Consider the following 21,484-nt stretch of genomic DNA (forward strand, 5'->3'; position numbering starts at 1 on the left):
GCAGTACAATTCGGACGCGGGGTGGAGCAGCTCGGTAGCTCGTCGGGCTCATAACCCGAAGGTCGTCGGTTCAAATCCGGCCCCCGCAACCAACTTCCTTTCTCTATTACGCCAATCCCCAGCTTGTCATCCAGCCGCCTTCGCGGTTTTTCTGCTTCGTGTCGCCTTCACGCTTGATATTGATTTTCAAGTGCAATCTGGCTGTGACCCCGCTTTGTTGGGTATCATCTCTGGTATCTCTTCATGGACGAGGGCCTTGCCCGATGATGCAACCATTTACCTATCTGCCGCCGCAGATCGACATTCACGACGCCAGCCTTGCTGCCGTTCTCACCAATGGCCTGGCCGCCAACCTGCTGATCTGCGCCGAAGAGCGGCGCGAGAGCTTGCTGGCCCTGCCCGAGCTTGCCGCCGTCGGCGCCCAGATCGCACTGGGGCAGAAAGCCCCCTACAGCCTGGTGCTGCACAATACCCTGCAACTGCTGGTCTTCCTGCCGGCCCGTCCCGCGCGCGATCATGCCCTCTACAAGCAGGTGCGCAGCTGGGTTGCGCCGCTGGCCGGGCTCAAGATTGAGCGACTGGGGCTGCATCTGGAAGGGTTTGACGAGGTCGATACCACTCTCCTGGCCGAACTGGCGCTGGCCACCCTGCTGGCGGCCAACGTGCCGCTGCCAAGTCACAAGCATCGCAGCGAAGATCCCTGGCGCTACCAGCAGATTGCGGTCTCTCCCAATTGCGTGCTGGATCTGGCGCGGATCTATGCCGAGGCCGAGGGCAACGGCATCGCCCGCCATCTGGCGGTGTCGCCCGCTTCCGATCTGACCGCCCGCAGCTACCGTGAATGGGTACGCCAGCTTGCCCAGAGCGAGGGGTGGCAGTGGCATGAGTATGATCAGGCCCAGCTGGCCGAGCAGGGGGCCGGTGCCTTCATCGCGGTGGCACGCGGCTCGGAAGACAACCAGGCCGCCATGGTCAAGCTGAGCTACTGCCCACCCAATGCGGTGCGGCGAGTGGCCCTGGTGGGCAAGGGGATCTGTCACGACTCGGGCGGCTACAACCTCAAGGTTTCCGGCAGCATGTACGGCATGCATCTGGACATGGGGGGCAGCGCGGTGGCGCTGGGCACGCTTCACGCCATCAGCCGGGCCAGGCTGCCCTACGAGGTGCACTGCTGGCTCGCCATCGCCGAGAACCACATAGGCCCGCTCGCCTACCGGCCGGGGGAGGTGGTGACCGCCCTCAATGGCACCACCATCGAGGTGGTGGATACCGATGCCGAGGGACGCATGGTGCTGGCCGACACCCTCAGCATGGCGGTGCAGGACAACCCGGATCTGCTGATCGACTACGCCACCCTGACCGGGGCCTGCAAGCGGGCGCTCGGCAGCCGCTACAGTGGCGCTTTTACCAACCGGCCCCAGTGGCTGAGCGAGCTGATCAGCCTGGGTCAGCGCAGCGGTGAGCGAGTCTGGCCCTTCCCGCTGGATGAGGATTACGACGACAACCTCGATAGCGAGTGGGCCGATCTGTTACAGTGTGCGCCCGGCGCCTCGCCGGATCACATCGATGCGGCCCGCTTCCTCAGCCGCTTCGTGCCTGCCCAGACCCCCTGGCTGCACCTCGACTTGAGTGGTTTTCGCAACAAGGGCGGCAATGGCGTAGTCAGCAGCGAGGTGACCGGTTTCGGGGTCAGATTGACGCTGGAACTGCTGGCCGGCCCGCTGGGGCGGCGCAATGAACTTGATCAACCAGAACAGTAAGGGATCCCGTGAAAGAACCAAGTTATGACTGGGTGTTGTTCGATCTGGATGAAACCCTGGTCGATTTCCCGGTCGCTCAGGCGCTGGAGCAGACACTGCACATTTACGGCGTGACGCCGACTCCGCCCAAGATGGCGGAGTACCATGCCCTCAACCACCGGCTCTGGCAGCAGTACAACTCCGGCGAGATCGATGCCGTCCACCTGCAGCGGACCCGTTTCTCCCTCTTTGCCGAACAGGTAGACGTGGCGCCGATGGCGATGAACGACACCTTCCTGCAGCAGATCATCGCCCTGAGCGTGCCGCTGGAGGGGGTGGAGGAGACTCTGCAGGCGCTGAAGAGCAAGGTGAAGATGGGGATCATCACCAACGGTTTCAGCCTGCCCCAGCGCGGGCGCCTCGACAAGCTGGGCTGGCAGGACTGGTTCGAACCGCTGGTGATCTCGGACGAGGTGCAGGTGACCAAGCCGGCGCCGGCCATCTTCCAGCACGCGCTGGCACTGATGGGACAGCCGAGTCCGGCGCGGGTGCTGATGGTGGGGGACAACCCCAAGACCGATATTGCCGGCGCCGCGGCCCAGGGGCTGGCAACCTGCTGGTACAACCCGGCCCGTCAGGATGGTCCGAGCGAGGCGACCCACGAGATCCACCACTTCGCCCACCTCTCGGCCATCGTGCTGGGCGAATAGGAACGCCATTTGCCTCTGCTGCGCAGGGGAAATGAAAAAAACAAGGCAGCCCGCGGGCTGCCTTGTCTGTATCCGGCTCTTGCTAGCGGCCGAGGCGGGCCAGCAACCAGGACTCCAGCAAGGCCACGCCGGGCGCCAGCACCGCTTCGTCGAAGTCGAACTCCGGGTGATGATGGGGCGCCGCCAGATTGGCCCCCAGGATCAGGTAGGCAGCCTGGCCGCCGTTTCGCTGCACCCGCTCGATGAGAAAGCCCGCATCCTCGCTGGCACCGAAGCGACGGGTGTGGATGGTTTCCAGCTTGAGCGCCTGGGCGAGCGGGATGATCTCCTCAAGCAGGGCCGGGCTGTTGTCGATGCCGATAGCCTCGCCCTGTTTGCGAATGAGGTAGGTGGCGCCCTGCATCATGGCCGCCCCTTCCACCATCTGCTGCACCTGGCTGAACATGTAGTCGTTGAGGGCCGGTGTGGCGCCCCGGGTCTCTCCCTGCAGCAGGGCATGGCCCGGGATCACGTTGCGGCCACTGCCCGCATGGAGCTGGCCCACGTTGATGCGGGTCATGCCGTCGCGGTGGCGGGCGATGCCGAGCATGGCGGTAGTGGCCATGCAGGCCGCCGCCAGCGCATTGCTGCCGGCGTTGGGCTCGAGCCCCGCGTGGGCGGCGCGCCCCATGAACTCCACGTCGAACTTGGTGGAGCAGAGAAACTCGGTGGGATTGACCACCAGCTCGCCGCTGTTGGCGTGAATGCCGATGTGCAGCGCCAGCAGGGCATCCACGTCATCGAGCTGGCCCCCGGCGGCCAGCGCCTTGCCGCCGCGACACCCCTCTTCGGCGGGCTGGAAGAACAGTTTGATACGGCCGTTCAGCCGATCGGCGAGGGCGGCGATCCGCTCGGCCAGCACCAGCCCGATGGCGGTATGGCCATCATGGGCGCAGGCGTGCATCCAGCCGGGGTTGCGCGAGTGCCACCCCTCCTGACTGGGGGGATGCAGCTCATCCTGGCTCTCCTCGACCTCCACCGCATCGATGTCGAAGCGAAAGGCCAGGGTCGGGCCCGGTCGGCCGCTGTCCCACAGTCCCATCACCCCCGTTATCTCTTCGATCCGGCCCAGCCAGTCCGGATGGGCACCCTGGCGCAGGGCTCGCTCCTTCTGGGCCTGCACGTCTATGTTGCGTCCCATGATGAGGTTGCTGGCCAGCAGCTTGTCACCCAGCATGATGGAGAAACCGAGTTCATTGAGGTGGTGAGCGATGAGGGAGCTGGTACGAAATTCACACCAGGCCGCTTCGGGCAGACGATGAAGATCACGACGCCAATGGCTTAGCGCATCCTGTGTCATGGTAATTCCTGCATGGCGAATCCAGCGGATATTGTGACGGGCAGGGGGGCAAGAGTAAATCCCGCAGACACAAATGCAACAGGGGGAGCCACTGGCTCCCCCTGTTTACGCTGCCGTGGCACGACAGCTCTGTTTATATACACCGACTGGTGCTAACCACCTTGTCTGCACTCATTTTCGATGAAACGACCAAAAATGACTGAATGCGGTGAATTAACCAGCGCACTGGTGCCTATCGTTGCCCATGCGGATCACGAAGTGGGCAACCAACCGGCTCAAAGCTGTGACAGCGACGGCAGAGAGACGGCAACCAGAGTGAAAAACACGGTGAAAACGGCAGTAACCACAAACTCTTTCATATTATTGTCTCCCTTGGCTGACTGATGATGGAGCCAAGATACCACAATTGCGCAGTAAAACAATAGTAAAGTGTGTTTATGTGGTCATAGTTGTCGCGTAGCGCTCGAAAGCCTCATTTTTATAAATCTAAGGCTGTTTTATCAGCTTCTAGATGGGTGTTGGGCATTCAACAGGATTTGATGGTGTTTTTATTCAATAAAATCAATGTGTTATTTTTATTTTTGTTGCGTTTCATGCAGGGTCTTATATGAGGCTTTTTTGGTTTTTTAAAATTTTGTCGGCAAAAGCAGACAGTTTTGCTGGCGATGGGGTGAGTCTGGCATGGTTTGAACTGCTGTCAGCCCCATTTTCCCTACCCCCCAGCATTTCTTGTCGTGCTCCGGGGATTTTTCCCAGTAGTGACGCCACCTTCTGGCGGCAGCGCTCTCGCAAATTTGCAGAAATCCTGCGGTTGATGACAGTCGCGCAACCATTGAACCGACCCTGTTCGACTCTTTTCACGGCATGTTGGCGGCTCGATGAGGTACTGATATGGGCTGCTGGTGGCAGGTACATGGCCACTTGATGGCAAGGAGGGTGAGCTGACTGCACAGCGCGATGGCCCTGGTTTCGCTGCGAGCCAATGGCGGGTGGGGAGGTTTGCTGGCTGCATCGCCCTGACCGGGCTGCCTGAAGAGGCGAGGGGAAGGCAGGGAGCCATGAGCGGGGATAACGGCAGACATGGCCAGAGGGTGGAATGGAAGCGGGCGTGCCGGCAGGTGGCCCGCGCCAATAAAAAACCCTCCAGCGGAGGGTTTTTTGTCACAACAACCTGAACAAGCGGGGCTTAGAACAGGGTGGTGGAGAGATCGTAGAGCTCCTGGTTGAAGGGACGCTTCAGGTTCTCGATGCAGTCGATGATGTCGTGGTGCACCATCTCGTTGCCCTGAATACCGACGCAGCGGCCACCCTGACCGGCCAGCAGCTGTTCGACGGCGAAGGCGCCCATGCGGCTGGACATGATGCGATCGCGGGCGGTCGGGGAGCCACCGCGCTGGATGTGGCCCAGGATGGTGGCGCGGGTTTCGCGACCTGTCATGGCCTCGATGTCCTTGGCCAGGGCGTTCACGTCGGTGACATGCTCACAGATGGTGATGATGGCGTGGCGCTTGCCTTTGGCTTCCCCTTCCTTGATCTGTTGCAGCAGCTTCTCTTTGTCGAAGGCCACTTCCGGCACGATCACGTACTCGGCACCGCCGGCGACGGCGGCAGACATGGCCAGGTCGCCGCAGTGGCGGCCCATGATCTCGACCACGGAGATGCGGTGGTGGGAGCTGCAGGTGTCGCGCAGACGGTCGATGGCATCCACCACCACGTTGAGGGCGGTGTCAAAGCCGATGGTGAAGTCGGTACCGGCGATGTCGTTGTCGATGGTGCCCGGCAGGCCGATGCAGGGGAAACCCTCTTCGGTCAGCTTCTTGGCACCCATGTAGGAGCCGTCACCGCCGATCACCACCAGGGCGTCGATGCCGTGTTTTTTCAGGTTTTCGATCGCTTCGGCGCGCACTTTCGGATCTTTGAAGGCCGGGAAACGGGCGGAGCCGAGGAAGGTACCGCCACGGTTGACCACGTCGGAGACACTGTGGCGCTCCAGCTTGACGATACGGTCCTGGTGCAGACCGAGGTAGCCATCATAGATGCCGTAGACTTCCAGGCCATGATGCAGGCCGGCGCGCACCACGGCGCGAATGGCTGCGTTCATACCCGGTGCGTCGCCACCACTGGTCAAAACACCAATACGTTTGATTTGTTTGGTCATGAGTGCCTCTGGATCTGAGTTGTCGAATACGAAAGGGTTAAATGAGACAAGCCACTTTTACTATATCGGCTTTCATATGGGATGCGCTGGCTGCCATAGGAAAAGCGATACGCAGGAGGGGGCAAGCGCCCCCTCCATGGCAGCCGATTACTTGGCCGCGCCAGCGATGATCTGGGAGAAGTCGTCCACTTTCAGGGACGCACCGCCCACCAGGCCGCCGTCGATGTCCGGCTGACCGAACAGGTCGGCAGCGGTAGCACCGGTCACGGAGCCACCGTACAGGATCTGTACCTTGGCAGCCACGGCGGCATCAAACCCGGCCAGGTACTGGCGGATGTGAGCGTGCACGGCCTGTGCGATTTCCGGGGTAGCGGTCTTGCCGGTGCCGATGGCCCATACCGGCTCGTAAGCCACGACGGCGTTCTCGAAGGAGGCGATACCGCAACGGTCGATCACGGCTTTGAGCTGGGTTTCGACCACGGAGTTGGTGGTGCCGGCTTCGAACTGGGCCAGAGTCTCACCGATGCACAGCACGGGGATCAGGCCGCCTTTCTGGATGGCTTCGTACTTGGCAGCAACCACGTCGTCGGTCTCTGCGTGCAGGGTACGACGCTCGCTGTGGCCGACCAGGGAGTAGGTGCAACCGAAGGCTTTGAGCATGGACGGAGCGTTCTCGCCGGTGAAGGCGCCAGACTCGTGAACGTCGGCGTTCTGGGCACCGTAGGCAATCTTGCTGCCGGCGGTCAGCTGCTCAACCAGACCCAAAAAGATAACCGGCGGGCAGACGGCGACTTGTACAGAAGGATGAGCGGCAGCCGCCGGGGTCAGTCCTTTGATCAGTGCTTCGACGGAAGCCTTGGTGCCGTTCAGTTTCCAGTTACCCATTACCAGGTGCTGTCTCATCTTCTATATCTCCTAGGCATTTGATTGCGCGACATTATATGAATTGAACCGAGCCCAAGATAGCTGACCCGGCGGCAAATGACGTAATTTTTTTTCGCTTTCCTGATCCAAATCAGGAATGAAAGGCTCGATCGCTCAATCGGTGACCTGACCCCGCAGACGGGCCCACCATACCCCAATCCATTCGTGAATGGCAGCCTCGGAATACATCAGATAGCGCCCCTTGGGCAGGTAGCTGTAGAGAGGTTGCACCACCTGGCTCTGCTTGGCGGTGTAGTCGGTGGGGGCCGGCACGGCATTGAGTCCCTGACCCTGATAGAGCGCCATGGCCCGCGGCAGGTGGGTGGCCGAGCTCACCAGCGCCACCCGCTTGCCCTGCAGGTGGCGGCTGATGCTGACCGCCTCGTCGTGGGTGTCTTTGTTGTTTTCAAACAACGTCATCCGTGAGCGGGGGATGCCGAGGCTTGCCGCCATGCGGGCGTTGACCTCGGCGTTCGAGAGGGGATCCCCCGACACATAGCCCGAGAAGATGAGCTCCGCTTGTGGATAGGCCTGGGCCAGCCGTACCCCCTCCAGGGTGCGGGCCAGGGCGATGTTGTTCTGCCAGCTGCGCTCAGGGACGGCCGGGTCGCTCACATGGCCGTTGCCGAGCACGACGATGGCCTGGATGTCCGGATGCTGGCTCACCTCGAATGGGGGGAAGGTCTGCTCCAGCGGGCGGGCCAGCTGGTAGCTCACCGGCCGCATCCCCATCAGGGCGACGATGAGCAGGGCCAGGGTCGCCAGCAGCTTGCCGGTTTTCTGAAAACGGGTGAACCAGAGCAGCAGCAGCGCCAGCAACAGCAGGGTGACGGAGAAGGGGAGCGGCATCAGCAGCTGACCCAGCCACTTTTTAAGCACAAACACGGCAGAGAGTTCCTTGAGTTTTCAGCAAATTCGGGATGTGACAGAATACCTCTCTTTTTTGGGATGGCCACAACCCTGTGGCGCAATAGTTGAGTTTCTCCTTGAAGCACGATCAGAGTTTCGACGGGCGGGCCGACAAGTTCGCCCGCAACATTTATGACTCCACCAAGGGGCGCATCCGCACCACAGTGGTCTGGAGCGACATCGAAGCCTGCCTGGCCCGCCTTGGCAACCGGCCTCTGCGCATCCTGGATGCGGGCGGCGGGTTTGGCTACTTTGCCCAGAAGCTGGCGGCCATGGGCCATCAGGTGGAGCTGTGCGATCTCTCCGCCGAGATGCTGGCGCTGGCCCGCAGCCAAATCGCCGAGAAGGGGCTGGAAGACAGAATCCGTCTCATCCATTGTCCCATTCAGGATCTTAAAGCACATGTGACCGGCACCTTCGATCTGGTGCTCTGTCACGCGGTGCTGGAGTGGCTCGCCGAGCCGCGCCAGACCTTGCTCGGTCTGTTCCCTTTCGTCAATGCCGGGGGCATACTGTCGCTGCTTTTCTACAACCGCCACGGCCTGCTGTTCCAGAGCCTGGTGGTGGGCAATTTCGATTATGTGCGCCTGGGTCTTCGCAAGAAGCGGCAGACGGCGCTGACCCCCACCAATCCCCAGCTGCCGGAGCAGGTGTATGACTGGATTGGCCGGGGCGGGCTCAAGATAATCGGCAAGACCGGGGTGCGGGTGATCCACGATTACATGCGCCACAAGCAGGATCAGCTGGAGAAGTTCGACGATCTGCTGGCCATGGAGCAGCAATATTGCCGGCAGGAGCCGTTTATCTCCCTGGGGCGCTATATCCACGTGATGGCGCAGAAACCCGCTGGCTGAGCCCCCTTTTTCGATGCTACCGGATGTAGCCGCGCGCAAGGCTTTGCGCCCAATACAACAACGAGATGACAACGTCATGATGAGTACATCCCGTACCCTGCCAGAGATGGTGGGATGGGTCAGGCAGGAGGGGCTGGCGTTGAGCCTGCCCACCGACCGGCTGGCCTTTCTGATTGCAATCAAGACTCTGTCCGAAGATGAGTCGGACCTGTCGGAAGCGGCCCTGCACGATGCCTTCGGCTACGTCAGCAACGCCTTCGGCCAGATGGACGAAACCCTCACCGGTCGCGCCAACAACGCCATCAACGATCTCATTCGCCAGCAGCTGCTGTCGCGTTTCAACACCGACATGGTGGCGGGGGAGAGCCTCTATCGCCTGTCGCGTCTTGGCATGAGCATCGTCGACTTCTTTATGGATCAGCGCCAGGTCGACTCCATCAAGCTCTCCATCCTGCTCGAGCACCTGGCGGCCGAGCTCGACACCGCCCGCAAGGCGGCGCTCGAGACCAACACCCGCGAGCAGTGGGATGCCGAGGTGCTGCCGCGCCTCACCTTCTCCCTGGAAGAGACGCTGGGGCGCATCGATCTTACCCAGCGCGCCATGGATGAGCAGCAGAATCAGGTCAAAAGCGAGATCGCGGCCCTGCTGACCCAGAACTGGGTCGATGCCATCCACAGCTGCGAGAAACTGCTGCACGAGACCGGCCAGACCCTGCGCGAGCTGCAGGATACCCTGGACGCCGCCGGCCACCGCCTGCAGGCGGGGCTGCTCAACATTCAGGAAGCGGCGCAGGGGCGCGAGGATCTGTTCCACGTCGAGGAGCTGACTCACGCCCTGCAGGGGCGCCTTGACGTCATCACCAGCTGGGGCCAGCAGTGCATCGAGTTGTGGGCCCGCTACGACAGGCACGTCCACAAATTTATCCGCAACGCCATCGACATGGACAAGAACCGCGCCTTCAGCCAGCGGCTGCGCGAATCCATCCGCAACTTCGATCAGCACAACTGGCAGCTGCGGGTGGCCGAAGAGCCCCGCCTGCTGGAACTGCGCGACGAAACCATCGCCATCCACGACGAGGAGGTGACCGGCGAGGTGCCCCTCGAGATGGAGTACATGGAGATGGTGGACATCAACCAGGAGCTGGCCGAGCGCATCGAGCGCTACCTGGCCCGCTACCCCGAGCAGGGTCAGCAGCTGGATCTCGCCGACGTGCTGCGGGAATACCTGCTGGACTACCCAGCCCATGCCCACTTCGACGTGGCGCGTCTTCTGATCGACCAGGCCGTGCGCCTGGGCCATGCCAGCGGCGAGCACCAGCTGCATCGTCAGCCCGCATGGAAACCCATTAACCAAGCTGGATCCAAGGTTCAGGCCTATGTCATTGATCAATACTGAGTTTCCCTTGCCGCTGCGGCTCGCAGAGGCGATTGCCAATCCCTTGTTTCCGCGCATCGACACCGCCTTGCGCTCCGGTCGCCACATCAGTGCCGACGAGTTCGAGCAGCACTCCGCGCTGGTGGAGTATCACCAGGAGCTGGAGATCTTCTACGGCCGCTATCAGGTGGAACTCATCAAGGCGCCGGAAGGCTTCTTCTACCTACGCCCGCGCCCGAGTGCCGACATCGGCACCACTGTGCTCTCCGAGCTCGACATGCTGGTGGGCAAGGTACTCTGCTACCTCTACCTGAGCCCGGATCGGCTCGCCTCGGAAGGGGTGTTCGCCATGGGCGAGCTGCAGGAAGAGGTGCTGAGCCTGGCCGACGAGAAGCAGCTGCTGAGGATGGTCAACAGCCGCTCCGGTGGCACCGATCTGGACAAGAAGAAACTGCTGGAGAAGATCCGCACCTCCATGCGCCGCCTGCGCCGCCTTGGCATGATCACCGCCCTTGGCAACAGTGACAAATTCCGGGTCAACGAGTCGGTGTTCCGCTTCGCCGCGGACGTGCGCTCCGATGAGGATCCGCGCGCCGTGCAGCTGCGGATGATCCAGGAGGGGGAGGCCATCTTCCACGACGACGAAATGCCGAGCAGCGACTCGCTGTTTGATGACATCGAGGCGGACCTCGATGAAGAACAACTGGATCTGGAGGTATAAAGGTGCGCGGCAAGTTCAAATCCCTGACCATGGTCAACTGGAACGGCTTCTTCGCCCGGACCTTCGATCTCGACCAGCTGGTCACCACCCTCTCCGGCGGCAACGGTGCGGGCAAGTCCACTACCATGGCGGCCTTTATCGCGGCGCTCATTCCCGATCAGTCTCTGCTTCACTTCCGCAACACCACGGAAGCGGGCTCATCCAGCGCCTCCCGTGACAAGGGGCTCTACGGCAAGCTGCAGCGCGGCCACTGCTATTCGCTGCTGGAGGTGATGAACAGTCGTGAGCAGCGGATCTGGGTCGGCGTGCACCTGGAGCAGGTGGCCAACCGTGACAACAAGGTCAACATCACCCCGTTTGCACTGGTGGATGTGCCGGAGCAATTGCAACCCACCGATCTGCTGCTGGAGAAGCTCGACGACGGCAAGGGGCGGGTGCGTGCCTTCGCCGATCTGAAAGGGGCGGCGGCCGAGCTTGGCGCCATCAAGGTCGCCAAGTTCAATACGGTGACCGACTATCACAACTTCATGTTCGAGTTCGGCATCACCCCGAAGAAGCTGCGTGATCAGAAGGATCGCGGCAAGTTCTACCGCCTGATCGAGGCCTCCCTCTACGGCGGCATCTCCTCGTCCATCAGCCGCTCCTTGCGCGAATACCTGCTGCCGGAAAACTCCGGCGTGCGCAAGGCGTTCCAGGACATGGAGGCGGCCATCTATGAAAACCGCCGCACCCTGGAAGCGATCAAGGAGACTCAGGGCCAGCGGGATCTGTTCAAGAACCTCATTACCGAGACCACCCACTATGTGGCGGCGGATTATGTGCGCAATGCCGCCGAGAAGAACCGCCTCTCCGAGCTGGCCCTCAAGGCCCGCCAGGAGCTGGCAGGCAAGCGCCGCCTGCTGGCCGAGGAGAAGCAGCGCGCCATCTATCTGGCCGACGAGGTGGAGCAGCTCACCAACCGCGAGAAGCTGCTGACCGACGAGCTGGAGTCCGCCGCCGAGCACTTGGCCAAGGTGCTGGCCGCCGTGGCACTGCAAAAAAAGATCGAGATGTATCGCGCCGATCTGGCGGATCTCTCTGACAAACTCGAACAGCAGCAGGCGGTAGTGGAAGAGATCCACGGCCAGTTGCTGGAGGTGGAAGAGCGCAAGGAGCTGGCCCAGGCAGAAGTAGACAGCCTCAAGACCCAGCTGGCCGACTATCAGCAGGCGCTGGATATCCAGCAGACCCGCGCCATCCAGTACCGTCAGGCGGTGCAGGCGCTGGAAAACGCCCGCGAGCAGTGCGAGCTGCCGGGGCTGACCGCCGAACAGGGGAGCGACACCCTGCACCAGTTCCGCGCCGCCGAGCAGAGCCTCACCAGCCGGGTGCTGGGGGCCGAGCAGCAGCTGGCGCTGGCCAAGGCGGCGGTGGCCGAGCACGAAGCGGCGCTGGCGCTGCTTTTGAGCATCGCCCCCGAGACTGCGCGCGAGGCCGCCTGGCCCACCGCACAGGCGCTGCTCAAGCGTCACATCGAAGACAAGGCTCGCATCGCCCAGGGGCAGGGGCTGCGCGCCGCGCTGGCTCGCCTCGAGAAAGAGAGCGAAAGCCAGCAGGCGCTGCTGCGCTTGCGTGACGAGCTGCAGCAGGCCTCCGGCCAGCTGATCGCGAGCCAAGACGAGCTGGAGTTGTTTCTTGAGGCCCAGCGCACCCGTCAGGAGGAGCTGGCCGAGCAACAGGCCGAGGTCAATCAGCGCCGTGCCAGCCTCGAGCATCAGGGCGCCCAGCTCGGCCGCGATATCGCGGAGCTGACCAAGCTGGCCCCGCGCTGGCTCAAATCCTTTGAAAAACTCGAGCAGCTGCGCGAGCAGAGCGGTTTGCCGCTCGCCACCGCCGAAGAGCTTTCTTCCGGCATGCAGAGCGTGCTCGACAAGGAGCGCGAGTTCGAGCAGGAGAGCAACCGCATCGCGGCGCAGAAACAGGCGTTGGAGCTGCAAATTCGCAACCTGCAGCTGGGGGCCGGCGAGGCCGATCCGCGCCTTGCCCGCATTGCCGAGCAGGTGGGGGGCGTGCTGCTCTCCGATGTCTACGACGACATCTCCATCGACGATGCCCCTTACTACTCCGCGCTGTACGGCCCGGCGCGCAGCGCTCTGGTGGTGCTCGATCTCGAAGGCGCCATCGAGCGGCTGAAAAAGCTGGAAGATTGCCCGGAAGATATCTACCTCATCCAGGGCAACCCCGACTCCTTTGACGAGGATCTGGTGGAGGCCGACGAGCTGGGTGACGCCGTGCTGGTGCGCACCAGCAAGCGTCAGGTGCGTTTCTCCCGCTACCCCGAGCTGCCGCTGTTTGGCCGCGCCGCCCGGGAAAAGCGGATCGAACAGCTCGACCTTGAGCGCGAAGAGCTGATCGAGGGTTACGCCAAGGCCGCCTTCGAGCAGCAGAAGTACCACCGCCTCTACGGTCACTTCCGCGACTTTATCGGCCAGCATCTGGATATCGCCTTCCGCCCCGACCCGGAAGCGGAAGTGCAGGCCAAACAGGCCGAGCAGCGCAAGCTGCAAGAGACCATCGCCGAGTGCAACAAGCAGCTGACCGAGGCCAAAGCGGCCGCCGCCCAGCTGACCCGCCATATCCAGCTGGTGCAGGGGATGCTGCCCTTTGCCCACCTGTTTGCCGAGACAGAGCTGGCTGCCCGTCTCGAGGCGGCTCACGCCGATGTGGAAGCGTTGAAACAGGCCGAGGCCTTTATCGCCAAGCACGGCAAGTCGCTGGAGAAGCTGGAAACCATGGTGCAGGTGCTGCGTCAGGATCCGCAGGATCTCTCTGCCCTACAGGCGGCGTTTGACGAAGCCAACGAATTGCTGGCCGAGCAGAAGCGCCGTTGCTACGCCCTCGATCAGCTGGTGGCCCGCCTGCCGCACTTTGCTTATCAGGATGCGCAAGACCTGCTGGGCAAGGCCTCCGAAATGAGCGAGCGACTCAAAGAGAAGCTTAAAACAGCCGAGCTTGCGGCCCGCACCGCTGGCGAGCAGCACAAGCAGATTGCCCAGCGCCACACCGAGGCGCTGCAGCTGCGCACCGCGCTCAACTCCAGCGTCGAGGCCAAGCGCCAGACCCTGACCGAGTTCGAGCAGGAGCTGGCGGCCATGGGGCTGACCCTCTCTGACGACATGGAAGAGAAGGCGCGCGCCCACAAGAAAGAGATTGAAGAGCTGCTGATCCGCACCCGTTCCCGTCGCACCAGCGCCGAGGCCCAGCTGCAGGTGACCAAGCGCGAGATCGAATCTCTCGGCGGTCGTCTCAAGCTCGAAGGTAAGGATTACTACGGCGCCCGTAAATCCCTGGTGGGTCACAAGGCGAGCTGGTCGCGGGTGGTGCGGCTGGCGCGGGAGACCGACGTCGAGAAGCGTTTAAATAAGCGCGAGCTGGCCTACCTTGACAGCGACGAGCTGCGCTCCATGTCGGACAAGGCCCTCGGCGCCCTGCGGGTGGCGGTGGCCCACGACGAGGCCCTGCGCGATGCGCTGCGACTGTCGGAGGGCAACCGCAGCACCGAGCAGAAGGTGGCCTTCTACGTGCAGGTTTACCGTTACCTGAAAGATCGCATCCGCAACGACATCATCCGCTCCGATGATCCGGTGGAGGCCATCGAGGAGATGGAGATCGAGCTGGCCCGTCTGGCCGATGAGCTCAAGCAGCGGGAAACCCATCTGTCGCTCTCCTCTCACGAGGTAGCGGCCAAGATCACCAACATCATCCGCCGCGAGCAGAACCGTATCCGGGTGCTCAACCAGGGCTTGCAGAACATTGCCTTCGGTCTGGTGCGCGGGGTGCGCCTCAACGTCAATATTCGCGAGGCTCACACCCGTCTGCTGACGGCGCTGGCTGACCAAACCGCCATGCACAACGATCTGTTCGCCGACAAGGAGCTCAGCTTCTCCGAGGCGATGGCCAAGCTGTTCCAGCGCCTCAACCCGCAAGTGGAGCAGGGGGATCGCAGCTATCAGGTGATGGGCGACGTGCTGCTCGACTATCGCAACTACCTGGAGCTGGAGATCGAGGTGCAGCGCGGTGCCGATGGCTGGCTGCGGGCCGAAAGCGGCGCGCTCTCCACCGGCGAGGCGATCGGTACCGGTCAGGCCATCCTCTTGATGGTGCTGATCAGCTGGGAGGAGGAGTCCCGCCGTCTGCGCGGCAAGGACATCGCCCCCTGCCGTCTGCTGTTCCTCGACGAAGCGGCGCGGCTTGATGGCAAATCCATCGCCACCCTGTTCGAGCTGTGCGAGCGGCAGGATATGCAGCTGCTGATCGCCGCGCCCGAGAACATCAGCCCCGAGAAGGGCACCACCTACAAGCTCATCCGCAAGGTGCAGGGCAAGCACGAACACGTGCATGTGGTGGGTCTGCGCGGCTTTGGCTTCGCCGATGACAAGCTCATTGCCTGACAGAGGCTGGCGGACGAGGTATGAAAACGGGAGGCTTGGCCTCCCGTTTTGTTTGGAAACTGTGGCAAAGTAGCGGCGCGGCCATGGCAGGCCGGCACCACGCCGGTTCGCTCATGCCCGCTACCGTTTTATTGGCATCGACAACCCCGTAGGGGAGCAAGGACAAGGCACATGGTTGAAAAGGGGCAATTTTTGCGAAAGGGACTGCTGCTGTCGCTCACCGTGCTGCTGGCCGCCTGCAGCAGCCGCTATGACGAGAGCCATGGCGGCAGCTGGCGTGGCTATAGCGAGACGGGACTCGCCTCTTATTATGCCGATCGCTACCACAACAAGCGCACCGCCAGCGGTGAGCCTTATCAGCGCCACGCCAACACCGCCGCCCACATGGAGTTGCCCTTCGGCGCCATGGTACGGGTCACCAACCTCGCCAATGGCAAGAGCGTGGTGGTCAGGGTCAACGACAGGGGCAATTTCCCCCGCGGGCGCATCATCGATCTCTCCAAAGCGGCGTTCAGCGCCATCGGCAATCCCCGATCCGGGCTTATCAAGGTCAGGATTGAGGTGCTCTAGTCACCGGGTCTGCATGTACTGGTGCCCCTCCATACCCGGGCCACTGGAAGAGGGCGCTTCCCAGTGATCGCGGGCCATCTTCTTCATTCCATTGGTGATGTTGCCAACACGACTTCCCATTTTCCGGTGTGCCATTAAGATAGCCAAACGAAAATCAGGGAGTCTTTGCCATCTGGCGGCAATCGGTCAGGCGGGCATCGGGCAGGAGCAGGGGAGGTTGAATGCATATGGAACACCCCTTGCCGTGGGTGGAGGCGATTCTGTCTCCCTTCAAAGGGGTGACAGGGGATGATTTCACCGGCGTTTGCTGCAACCGGGCATGGCATGGTGTGTGAGACACCCCTTCAACCCCCTGCCCATGCTTCGCCGCTAAGGAGCAGGCTATAAAGAGAGACGTCATTCACAGGGAGGATCAGAACATGACTGACAAGCGCGCCATTCAGGCAGCGGCCATCCCCGAGCACAAGGCAAAGTCCCTTTATCCGGAGCCCTTTGCCTCCTTGGTCAAGCACCGCACCCGGCGCAGGTTGGGGGATCATTTCGGCCTCGCCAATTTCGGGGTCAATCTGACGACCCTGGCACCGGGGGCCGTCTCGGCGCTCAAGCACCATCACGGCCTGCAGGACGAATTCGTCTATGTGCTCTCGGGCAATCCCACCCTGCGCCACGGGGAGGAGGAGTACCGGATGTCGCCAGGGGAGTGCATCGGCTTCAAGGGTGGCAGCAGCCTGGCCCACCAGTTGCTCAATCACGGTGAAGTGGACGCCGTCTATCTCGAGGTGGGGGACAGGCTATCAGGGGACACCGTCGACTATCCCGATGACGATCTGGCCCTGGTACAGGGTGCCGATGGCGCCTGGTCAGCCAGACACAAGGATGGCAGCCCCTACTAGAGTGCCTCTTTGCGCAATGAGAGAGACCTCCATGGTGTTCAGCCCCTTTTCTGCTGTCAGGGCAGAGGATTTTCTGCCGCTGCTCAACGATGAGACGCTGCGAAAGCACCTGATCCCTCACCCGCTTTTCGATGTGGCCGGGGTGCGCGACTGGATGGCGCACAAGCTGGGAGTCGACGCCCGGCCAGGCTGCCGCGTGCGCGCCATCTTCCTTGACGGCACCCTGGTGGGATGGTGCGGCATCCAGCCCGATAACGAGGAGGTGGAGCTTGCCATTGTGCTCGCCAGGGCCGGCTGGGGAAGCGGCGTGGCGATTTTCAACGAGATGATGGGGTGGGCGAGGGAGCTTGGCCATCGGACGATCCTCTTTCACCTGCTGGATACCCGCCCGCCTTACCGCTCCCTCGCCAGACGGGCCATCTGGGTGAGGAAAACACGCCTGGGCGAATACCCCTTCACTACCTATTGCCTTGACGTTGAATCCTGGTCTGCAGACCCTTAGCCCTTAGCCAGGGGGTTGCAAGCCGTGCCGCCTCCTAGCGGGTCACGTTGACGCCCTTTGCGCAATGACCCCTCCCGCTCGTTTGTTCCTCTGTGCACGGCGTGGTGAACACTGTGTTCATTCTGCCCCCCTATATGGCCCCCACCGTCCTGCCTACACTGGGCAACTTCTGATGGGGGGCATCCGGCACTATAAATAGCTGTCCAGGCTGCACTCTCTAGTGTGTTGACGATGTAAAACGGAGAAGGATGGATGAAAAAAGAGACAGACAAACTGGTGTCGATCGCCGTGCTGAAGGCCCGCACTGGCATGAGAGAGCAACTGCGCCGCGAGCTGCTCAAGCTTATTGCGCCGACGCGGCGCGAGCCGGGCAACCTGGATTACGTGTTGTTTGAATTGCAGGAGGAGCCGGGCACCTTCTACATGCGCGAGGCGTTCATCAATCAGGCCGCGCTGGACAGCCACTGCCAGACGGACTATTTCCAGGCCTTTGCCGCCCAGGCCGAGGTTCTGCTGGCAGAGCCGCTGCGGCTGATTTTTATGGAGGAGGTGAGCCTTCCTTAAACCTATCGGGCCCAAGGTTGGCCCGATTTCTTCCCATGCCCGGTGCCGCACCGGACGCTATCCCCTGTCATCTTCCCCTTGATTTGCTTTCCTCCATCCTCCGACGAGGGAAGTCTCATCACACTTATGCCACCTGTTTGTACCTGCAACCTTTTCATCTCCAGATTGTTTAGTAAGATACCCAAATGAAAATCAATATTGGGGCCAAACCCCGCAGCATCGTCACCATCGCGGGGGCTGTGATGGGGGCATTGGTCGTCATGGCGCCGAACAGAGCAGAGGGATGAGATGGAGATAACACTGGCAGGGATCCCGCCAAGTGAGTTTGAACAGCGCTTTGCGGCCGTCAAGGAGGGGATCTTTCCCTATGTCGAGGCAGTGTTTGGCTGGGATGACGAGATGCAGCGCGCGCGGTTGACCAGCGAATATGAGCCGCATTGGTTCTCGTGGATCCTGGCAGGGGGCGAGCGAGTCGGCCTGCTCTGCTGCAAGCCATACGAGGATGCGCTGCACGTCCATCTGCTGATCATCTTCCCTCGCCATCAGGGCCGGCAGCTTGGTTCTGCCGTCATGGCGCGGCTGCAACGGGAAGCGGCACGTGAGGGGAGGGTGCGGGTGACCCTGTCCAGTTTTACCGTCAATCAGGGGGCGCTGCGGTTTTATCGGCGCCTCGGTTATCTGGTGGTGGCGGAAGAGCCGGCGTTTGTCTCCTTGTCCCGGCCGGTGACGAGAGAAGAGTCATGGGGTGCCCATGCTTGAGGGAGCGTATTGATGGCAAGGCTGGATATTTTAACGGTTCCCGACCCCAGGTTGAGAGTCAAGGCCGAGCGGGTTGAGGATATTGCAGCTGTGCAAGACCTGATCGATGACATGCTGGAGACCCTCTATGCCACCGACAATGGTATTGGTCTCGCCGCCACGCAAGTGGGGCGCAAGGAGGCCATCGTCATCATCGACCTGTCGGAAAAACGGGATCAGCCGCTGGTATTGATCAATCCGCAAGTGATAAGCGGCACTGACCCGGCGCTTGGCCAAGAGGGGTGTCTGTCCATACCCGATTATTACGCCGACGTCGAACGTTACAGCACAGTGGTGGTGTCGGCAGTGGATCGTCATGGCGCCCCGATAACGGTAAAGAGCAGCGATTTCCTGGCCGTCGTGATGCAGCATGAGATCGATCACCTGCAGGGAAATCTGTTTATCGATTATCTCTCGCCGCTCAAGCGCACTATGGCGTTGAAGAAGGTAAAAAAGCACCTCAAGGCGACATGACGCGATATTTCATGCGGCACGTTACATAACCATTTGATTATCTGCACAGAATGACGGGGTTACCATGTACAAGGTTGGTATTGTTTTATTTGATGATTTCACCGATGTGGATTTTTTTTTGATGTATGACCTGCTTGGGCGAAGCAAAGATAGCTGGTCGGTGAAAATACTGGGAACCAAACCGGAGCATGGCTCTGCACTGGGTATCAACGTAAAGACGGATGGACATGTGACGGAAGCCCGTGATCAGGATGTGGTGCTGATCACCAGCGGGCAGCGTGGCATCCCTGCCGCGCTGCAGGACCATGAGTTTATGTCCGAGTTGCAACTGGAGCCGCAGCGGCAGCTGATTGGCTCAATATGCGCAGGTTCATTCATATTGCATGAACTGGGTTTGCTGAAGGGAAAGAAATTGACAACCAACCCTGCAGCCAAAGCCCGGTTGCTGGAGATGGGGGGAGATGTTCAAGACTCTCCCCTGGTAGTGCAAGGAAATATTGCAACGGCAGGCGGCTGCCTCTCCTTGGTTTATTTGATTGGCTGGGTGGCCGAACGGTGTTTTGGTCCGGAGAAGCGCAGGTTGATCCAGTCTCAACTTATTCCTGCCGGACAAATGGAAATCTTCGAAAAACTTATATCTTCCACCATCAGAGATGCTGAGAATGCGTTTGACTGATGTCATCCAATGCTCCTGAGCTCGGTTCAGACCATGACAAACAAGCGCTATGACAAGGATGGTGAATGAACCTTGCGTTCAACAGGATCAATCTGGCCCGAGACTACGATTTTTGTGTGGCAGCGCGCCGGGACGCTTATGTGTGCAGCTTCCATCGCGACGAGGGATTTGACGCGTTTCTGGCTGGCTATCGGGAGCGGATGACGACGAGGCTGACCAGCCGGGAGTGGCATTATCTGCATGTATGGCGCGGTGGCGAAATAGTAGGGCAGCTGGAATTTCGGACCTCTTCATCCGAGCCGGATAGCGGTTATGTTCACCTGATCTATTTGACGCCGCAGGCGCGCGGACAGGGCCTGGCCGCATTGCTGCTCCAGCACGTTGCCCACACAATGCAGCAGGCCGGTTGCCGGCGGGCAGTGCTGTCGGTCAGCCGCCTCAACCTGCGTGCGCTGCGTTTCTATCGACGCTGCGGGTGGCGATATCTTGGGCCAAACCCCAAGCATGCTGAAACAGATTTCTATGAATATTGGTTACCGGATGCGCCCTGAATGACGATATGAACAGGGCAGGCTGCAAGCCACTGAAGGAGATGAGATGAACAAGGTGCAGTGGGCTGTTGGTGAGAAAGGCAAAGCGCCGGTGAAAATGGCGCTTCGTTGGGGGAGTCTGGTGCTGGTGTCGCTGCTGGGCTGGCTGCTGGCTATGATGCCGGCCCACGCCGAGGAGCCGCAGCTCGCCGCCGAGTATCAGCCCCTGGTGCAGCGGGTGATCGATGCCGCCAAGGCGCGGGATCAGCAGGCGCTGGCCCGCCAGATCAAGTACCCCTTCAAGCAGGAGTATCCCATCCCGGTCATCAATAATTCGTCCGAGATGGTGGCCCGTTTCGACGAGGTGTTTGATGAGGCCATTTTAAAGCGCATCGCCAGCTCCCGGGCCGGGCAGGATTGGCAGGCCATGGGCTGGCGCGGCATCATGCTCGGCAGTGGCGAGGTGTGGCTGGATTTCGATGGCAAGGTGATCGGTATCAATCATCAGACGGCGCAGGCTGCAAAACGCAAAGCTGAGCTTGTCGCCAAACAGAAAAGTGATCTTTATCCCAGCTTGCGGGAGTACAAGCGCCCCGAGCTGATGTGGCAGACCGAGAAATTTACCATTCGCATCGACGAGTTGGGGGATGGCCGCTATCGCTATGCCTCCTGGGCTAAGGGCAAGGCACTCAGCGACAAGCCGGATCTGGTGCTGAAAAATGGCACCGTCAGGGTGGAGGGCACAGGAGGCAACCACACCTTTCAATTCACCAGCGGCCCTTACCGCTACGAGTGCGCCGTGACCGTTTTGGGTGAGCAGGGCATGCCGCCGGGCGAGCTGGTGGTCTATCAGAACGAGGTCGCCATCATGCATCAGCCGGTGATCAAGGTGCTCTGATATCCCTTGATCTGCCCGGAACGTTCAACGCGCGGCCAGGAGCCGCGCTTTGGTTGTCTGCAGCGGCTGATGGCTTTCCTCTAGCCCTGCGGCACTCGAACCCCCTTGTCGAGGTAGAGGCTGCTGTAGTGAGCGCGATGAGTGACGAACATCACCTGATGACGGCTGCCATCGGAGAGGATGATGAAATCACCGGCCTGGGCGGGGCTGTGCAGGCTGATCTCATGTTCGGGGGCGGTCAGCTTGTCGACCTCCTCCTTGAAGGTGAGGGTGTAAGAATACATAGGGTGCTCCACTGCAGAACCTTATACAGACACGCCTCAAAGGTAGTTGCTGCCACCCGGCTCTGCGGCGCCCAAGCGGCACCCGTGTACCATTTAATTTACCGGCCACGGCGGGCTCGCTATCTTATGGAAAGCG

General features: G+C 61.2%; 20 protein-coding genes and 1 tRNA gene. 16 read left to right on the forward strand and 5 right to left on the reverse strand.

Going from position 1 to position 21,484, the window contains the following annotated elements; all coding sequences use genetic code 11:
• Positions 1-15 precede the first annotated feature (15 nt).
• The 3 genes from AB5Y98_RS18325 (at position 16) to yjjG (ending at position 2,449) form a co-directional block, all read left to right on the forward strand.
• Positions 16-92 (forward strand) — tRNA-Met (locus tag AB5Y98_RS18325).
• A gap of 171 nt (positions 93-263) precedes the next feature.
• Positions 264-1,760, forward strand: coding sequence for a leucyl aminopeptidase family protein (locus AB5Y98_RS18330; RefSeq protein WP_368232432.1), 1,497 nt, complete (start codon positions 264-266; stop codon positions 1,758-1,760).
• Positions 1,761-1,768: 8 nt separating this feature from the next.
• On the forward strand, positions 1,769-2,449 hold the full coding sequence (gene yjjG, locus AB5Y98_RS18335) for a pyrimidine 5'-nucleotidase (protein ID WP_368232433.1): 681 nt from the start codon (positions 1,769-1,771) through the stop codon (positions 2,447-2,449).
• 82 nt (positions 2,450-2,531) lie between these two features.
• On the opposite strand, the gene AB5Y98_RS18340 is transcribed toward yjjG, so the two are convergent.
• The 4 genes from AB5Y98_RS18340 to elyC all read right to left on the reverse strand — a co-directional run bounded on the left by AB5Y98_RS18340 (position 2,532) and on the right by elyC (position 7,755).
• Positions 2,532-3,788 carry a M20 family metallo-hydrolase gene (locus AB5Y98_RS18340; RefSeq protein WP_005300504.1) on the reverse strand — a complete coding sequence of 419 codons (1,257 nt, stop codon included), beginning with the start codon at positions 3,786-3,788 and terminating at the stop codon, positions 2,532-2,534.
• Positions 3,789-4,974: 1,186 nt separating this feature from the next.
• Positions 4,975-5,946: a 6-phosphofructokinase gene (pfkA, locus tag AB5Y98_RS18345; protein WP_005300508.1), complete on the reverse strand. Its 972-nt coding sequence runs from the start codon at positions 5,944-5,946 to the stop codon at positions 4,975-4,977.
• 147 nt (positions 5,947-6,093) lie between these two features.
• The gene (gene tpiA / locus AB5Y98_RS18350; RefSeq protein ID WP_011706224.1) at positions 6,094-6,849 is read right to left on the reverse strand and encodes a triose-phosphate isomerase; all 756 of its coding nucleotides are present in this window, start codon (positions 6,847-6,849) and stop codon (positions 6,094-6,096) included.
• A 135-nt stretch (positions 6,850-6,984) separates the two neighbouring features.
• Positions 6,985-7,755, reverse strand: coding sequence for an envelope biogenesis factor ElyC (gene elyC / locus AB5Y98_RS18355; protein WP_005300514.1), 771 nt, complete (start codon positions 7,753-7,755; stop codon positions 6,985-6,987).
• Positions 7,756-7,856: 101 nt separating this feature from the next.
• Here elyC and cmoM point away from each other — a divergent pair, with 101 nt between their 5' ends.
• The 13 genes from cmoM to AB5Y98_RS18420 all read left to right on the forward strand — a co-directional run bounded on the left by cmoM (position 7,857) and on the right by AB5Y98_RS18420 (position 21,064).
• Complete coding sequence (cmoM, locus tag AB5Y98_RS18360; RefSeq protein WP_010634083.1) at positions 7,857-8,633, forward strand: tRNA uridine 5-oxyacetic acid(34) methyltransferase CmoM; 777 nt, start codon at positions 7,857-7,859, stop codon at positions 8,631-8,633.
• A 76-nt stretch (positions 8,634-8,709) separates the two neighbouring features.
• The gene (gene mukF, locus AB5Y98_RS18365; RefSeq protein WP_005300519.1) at positions 8,710-10,029 is read left to right on the forward strand and encodes a chromosome partition protein MukF; all 1,320 of its coding nucleotides are present in this window, start codon (positions 8,710-8,712) and stop codon (positions 10,027-10,029) included.
• Entirely contained in the window at positions 10,010-10,729 is a 720-nt protein-coding gene (mukE, locus tag AB5Y98_RS18370; protein ID WP_005300522.1) for a chromosome partition protein MukE, read from the forward strand. The genes mukF and mukE overlap by 20 nt, the downstream gene beginning before the upstream one ends.
• A 2-nt stretch (positions 10,730-10,731) precedes the next feature.
• A complete protein-coding gene (gene mukB / locus AB5Y98_RS18375) occupies positions 10,732-15,159 on the forward strand; it encodes a chromosome partition protein MukB (RefSeq protein WP_368232435.1) in 4,428 nt (1,475 codons plus the stop codon).
• A gap of 171 nt (positions 15,160-15,330) precedes the next feature.
• Complete coding sequence (locus AB5Y98_RS18380) at positions 15,331-15,729, forward strand: septal ring lytic transglycosylase RlpA family protein (protein WP_017764581.1); 399 nt, start codon at positions 15,331-15,333, stop codon at positions 15,727-15,729.
• 419 nt (positions 15,730-16,148) lie between these two features.
• Positions 16,149-16,622, forward strand: a complete 474-nt coding sequence (locus AB5Y98_RS18385) for a cupin domain-containing protein (RefSeq protein ID WP_368232437.1) — start codon at positions 16,149-16,151, stop codon at positions 16,620-16,622.
• Positions 16,623-16,638: 16 nt separating this feature from the next.
• A complete protein-coding gene (locus AB5Y98_RS18390) occupies positions 16,639-17,124 on the forward strand; it encodes a GNAT family N-acetyltransferase (RefSeq protein ID WP_368232439.1) in 486 nt (161 codons plus the stop codon).
• A gap of 252 nt (positions 17,125-17,376) precedes the next feature.
• Positions 17,377-17,688, forward strand: a complete 312-nt coding sequence (locus tag AB5Y98_RS18395; protein ID WP_019838782.1) for a putative quinol monooxygenase — start codon at positions 17,377-17,379, stop codon at positions 17,686-17,688.
• A gap of 288 nt (positions 17,689-17,976) precedes the next feature.
• The gene (locus AB5Y98_RS18400) at positions 17,977-18,447 is read left to right on the forward strand and encodes a GNAT family N-acetyltransferase (protein ID WP_368232441.1); all 471 of its coding nucleotides are present in this window, start codon (positions 17,977-17,979) and stop codon (positions 18,445-18,447) included.
• Between the two features lie 12 nt (positions 18,448-18,459).
• Complete coding sequence (gene def / locus AB5Y98_RS18405) at positions 18,460-18,960, forward strand: peptide deformylase (protein ID WP_368232443.1); 501 nt, start codon at positions 18,460-18,462, stop codon at positions 18,958-18,960.
• 64 nt (positions 18,961-19,024) lie between these two features.
• Positions 19,025-19,636, forward strand: coding sequence for a DJ-1/PfpI family protein (locus AB5Y98_RS18410; protein ID WP_368232445.1), 612 nt, complete (start codon positions 19,025-19,027; stop codon positions 19,634-19,636).
• Between the two features lie 65 nt (positions 19,637-19,701).
• Positions 19,702-20,187: a GNAT family N-acetyltransferase gene (locus AB5Y98_RS18415; protein WP_336291844.1), complete on the forward strand. Its 486-nt coding sequence runs from the start codon at positions 19,702-19,704 to the stop codon at positions 20,185-20,187.
• A gap of 46 nt (positions 20,188-20,233) precedes the next feature.
• Positions 20,234-21,064, forward strand: coding sequence for a hypothetical protein (locus AB5Y98_RS18420; protein ID WP_368232447.1), 831 nt, complete (start codon positions 20,234-20,236; stop codon positions 21,062-21,064).
• Between the two features lie 80 nt (positions 21,065-21,144).
• Here the strand turns inward: AB5Y98_RS18420 and AB5Y98_RS18425 are convergent, their stop codons facing one another.
• Positions 21,145-21,348: a hypothetical protein gene (locus AB5Y98_RS18425; RefSeq protein WP_017785290.1), complete on the reverse strand. Its 204-nt coding sequence runs from the start codon at positions 21,346-21,348 to the stop codon at positions 21,145-21,147.
• Positions 21,349-21,484 lie beyond the last annotated feature (136 nt).

Source organism: Aeromonas sp. s3, from assembly GCF_040907805.1.
GTDB lineage: Bacteria > Pseudomonadota > Gammaproteobacteria > Enterobacterales > Aeromonadaceae > Aeromonas > Aeromonas dhakensis.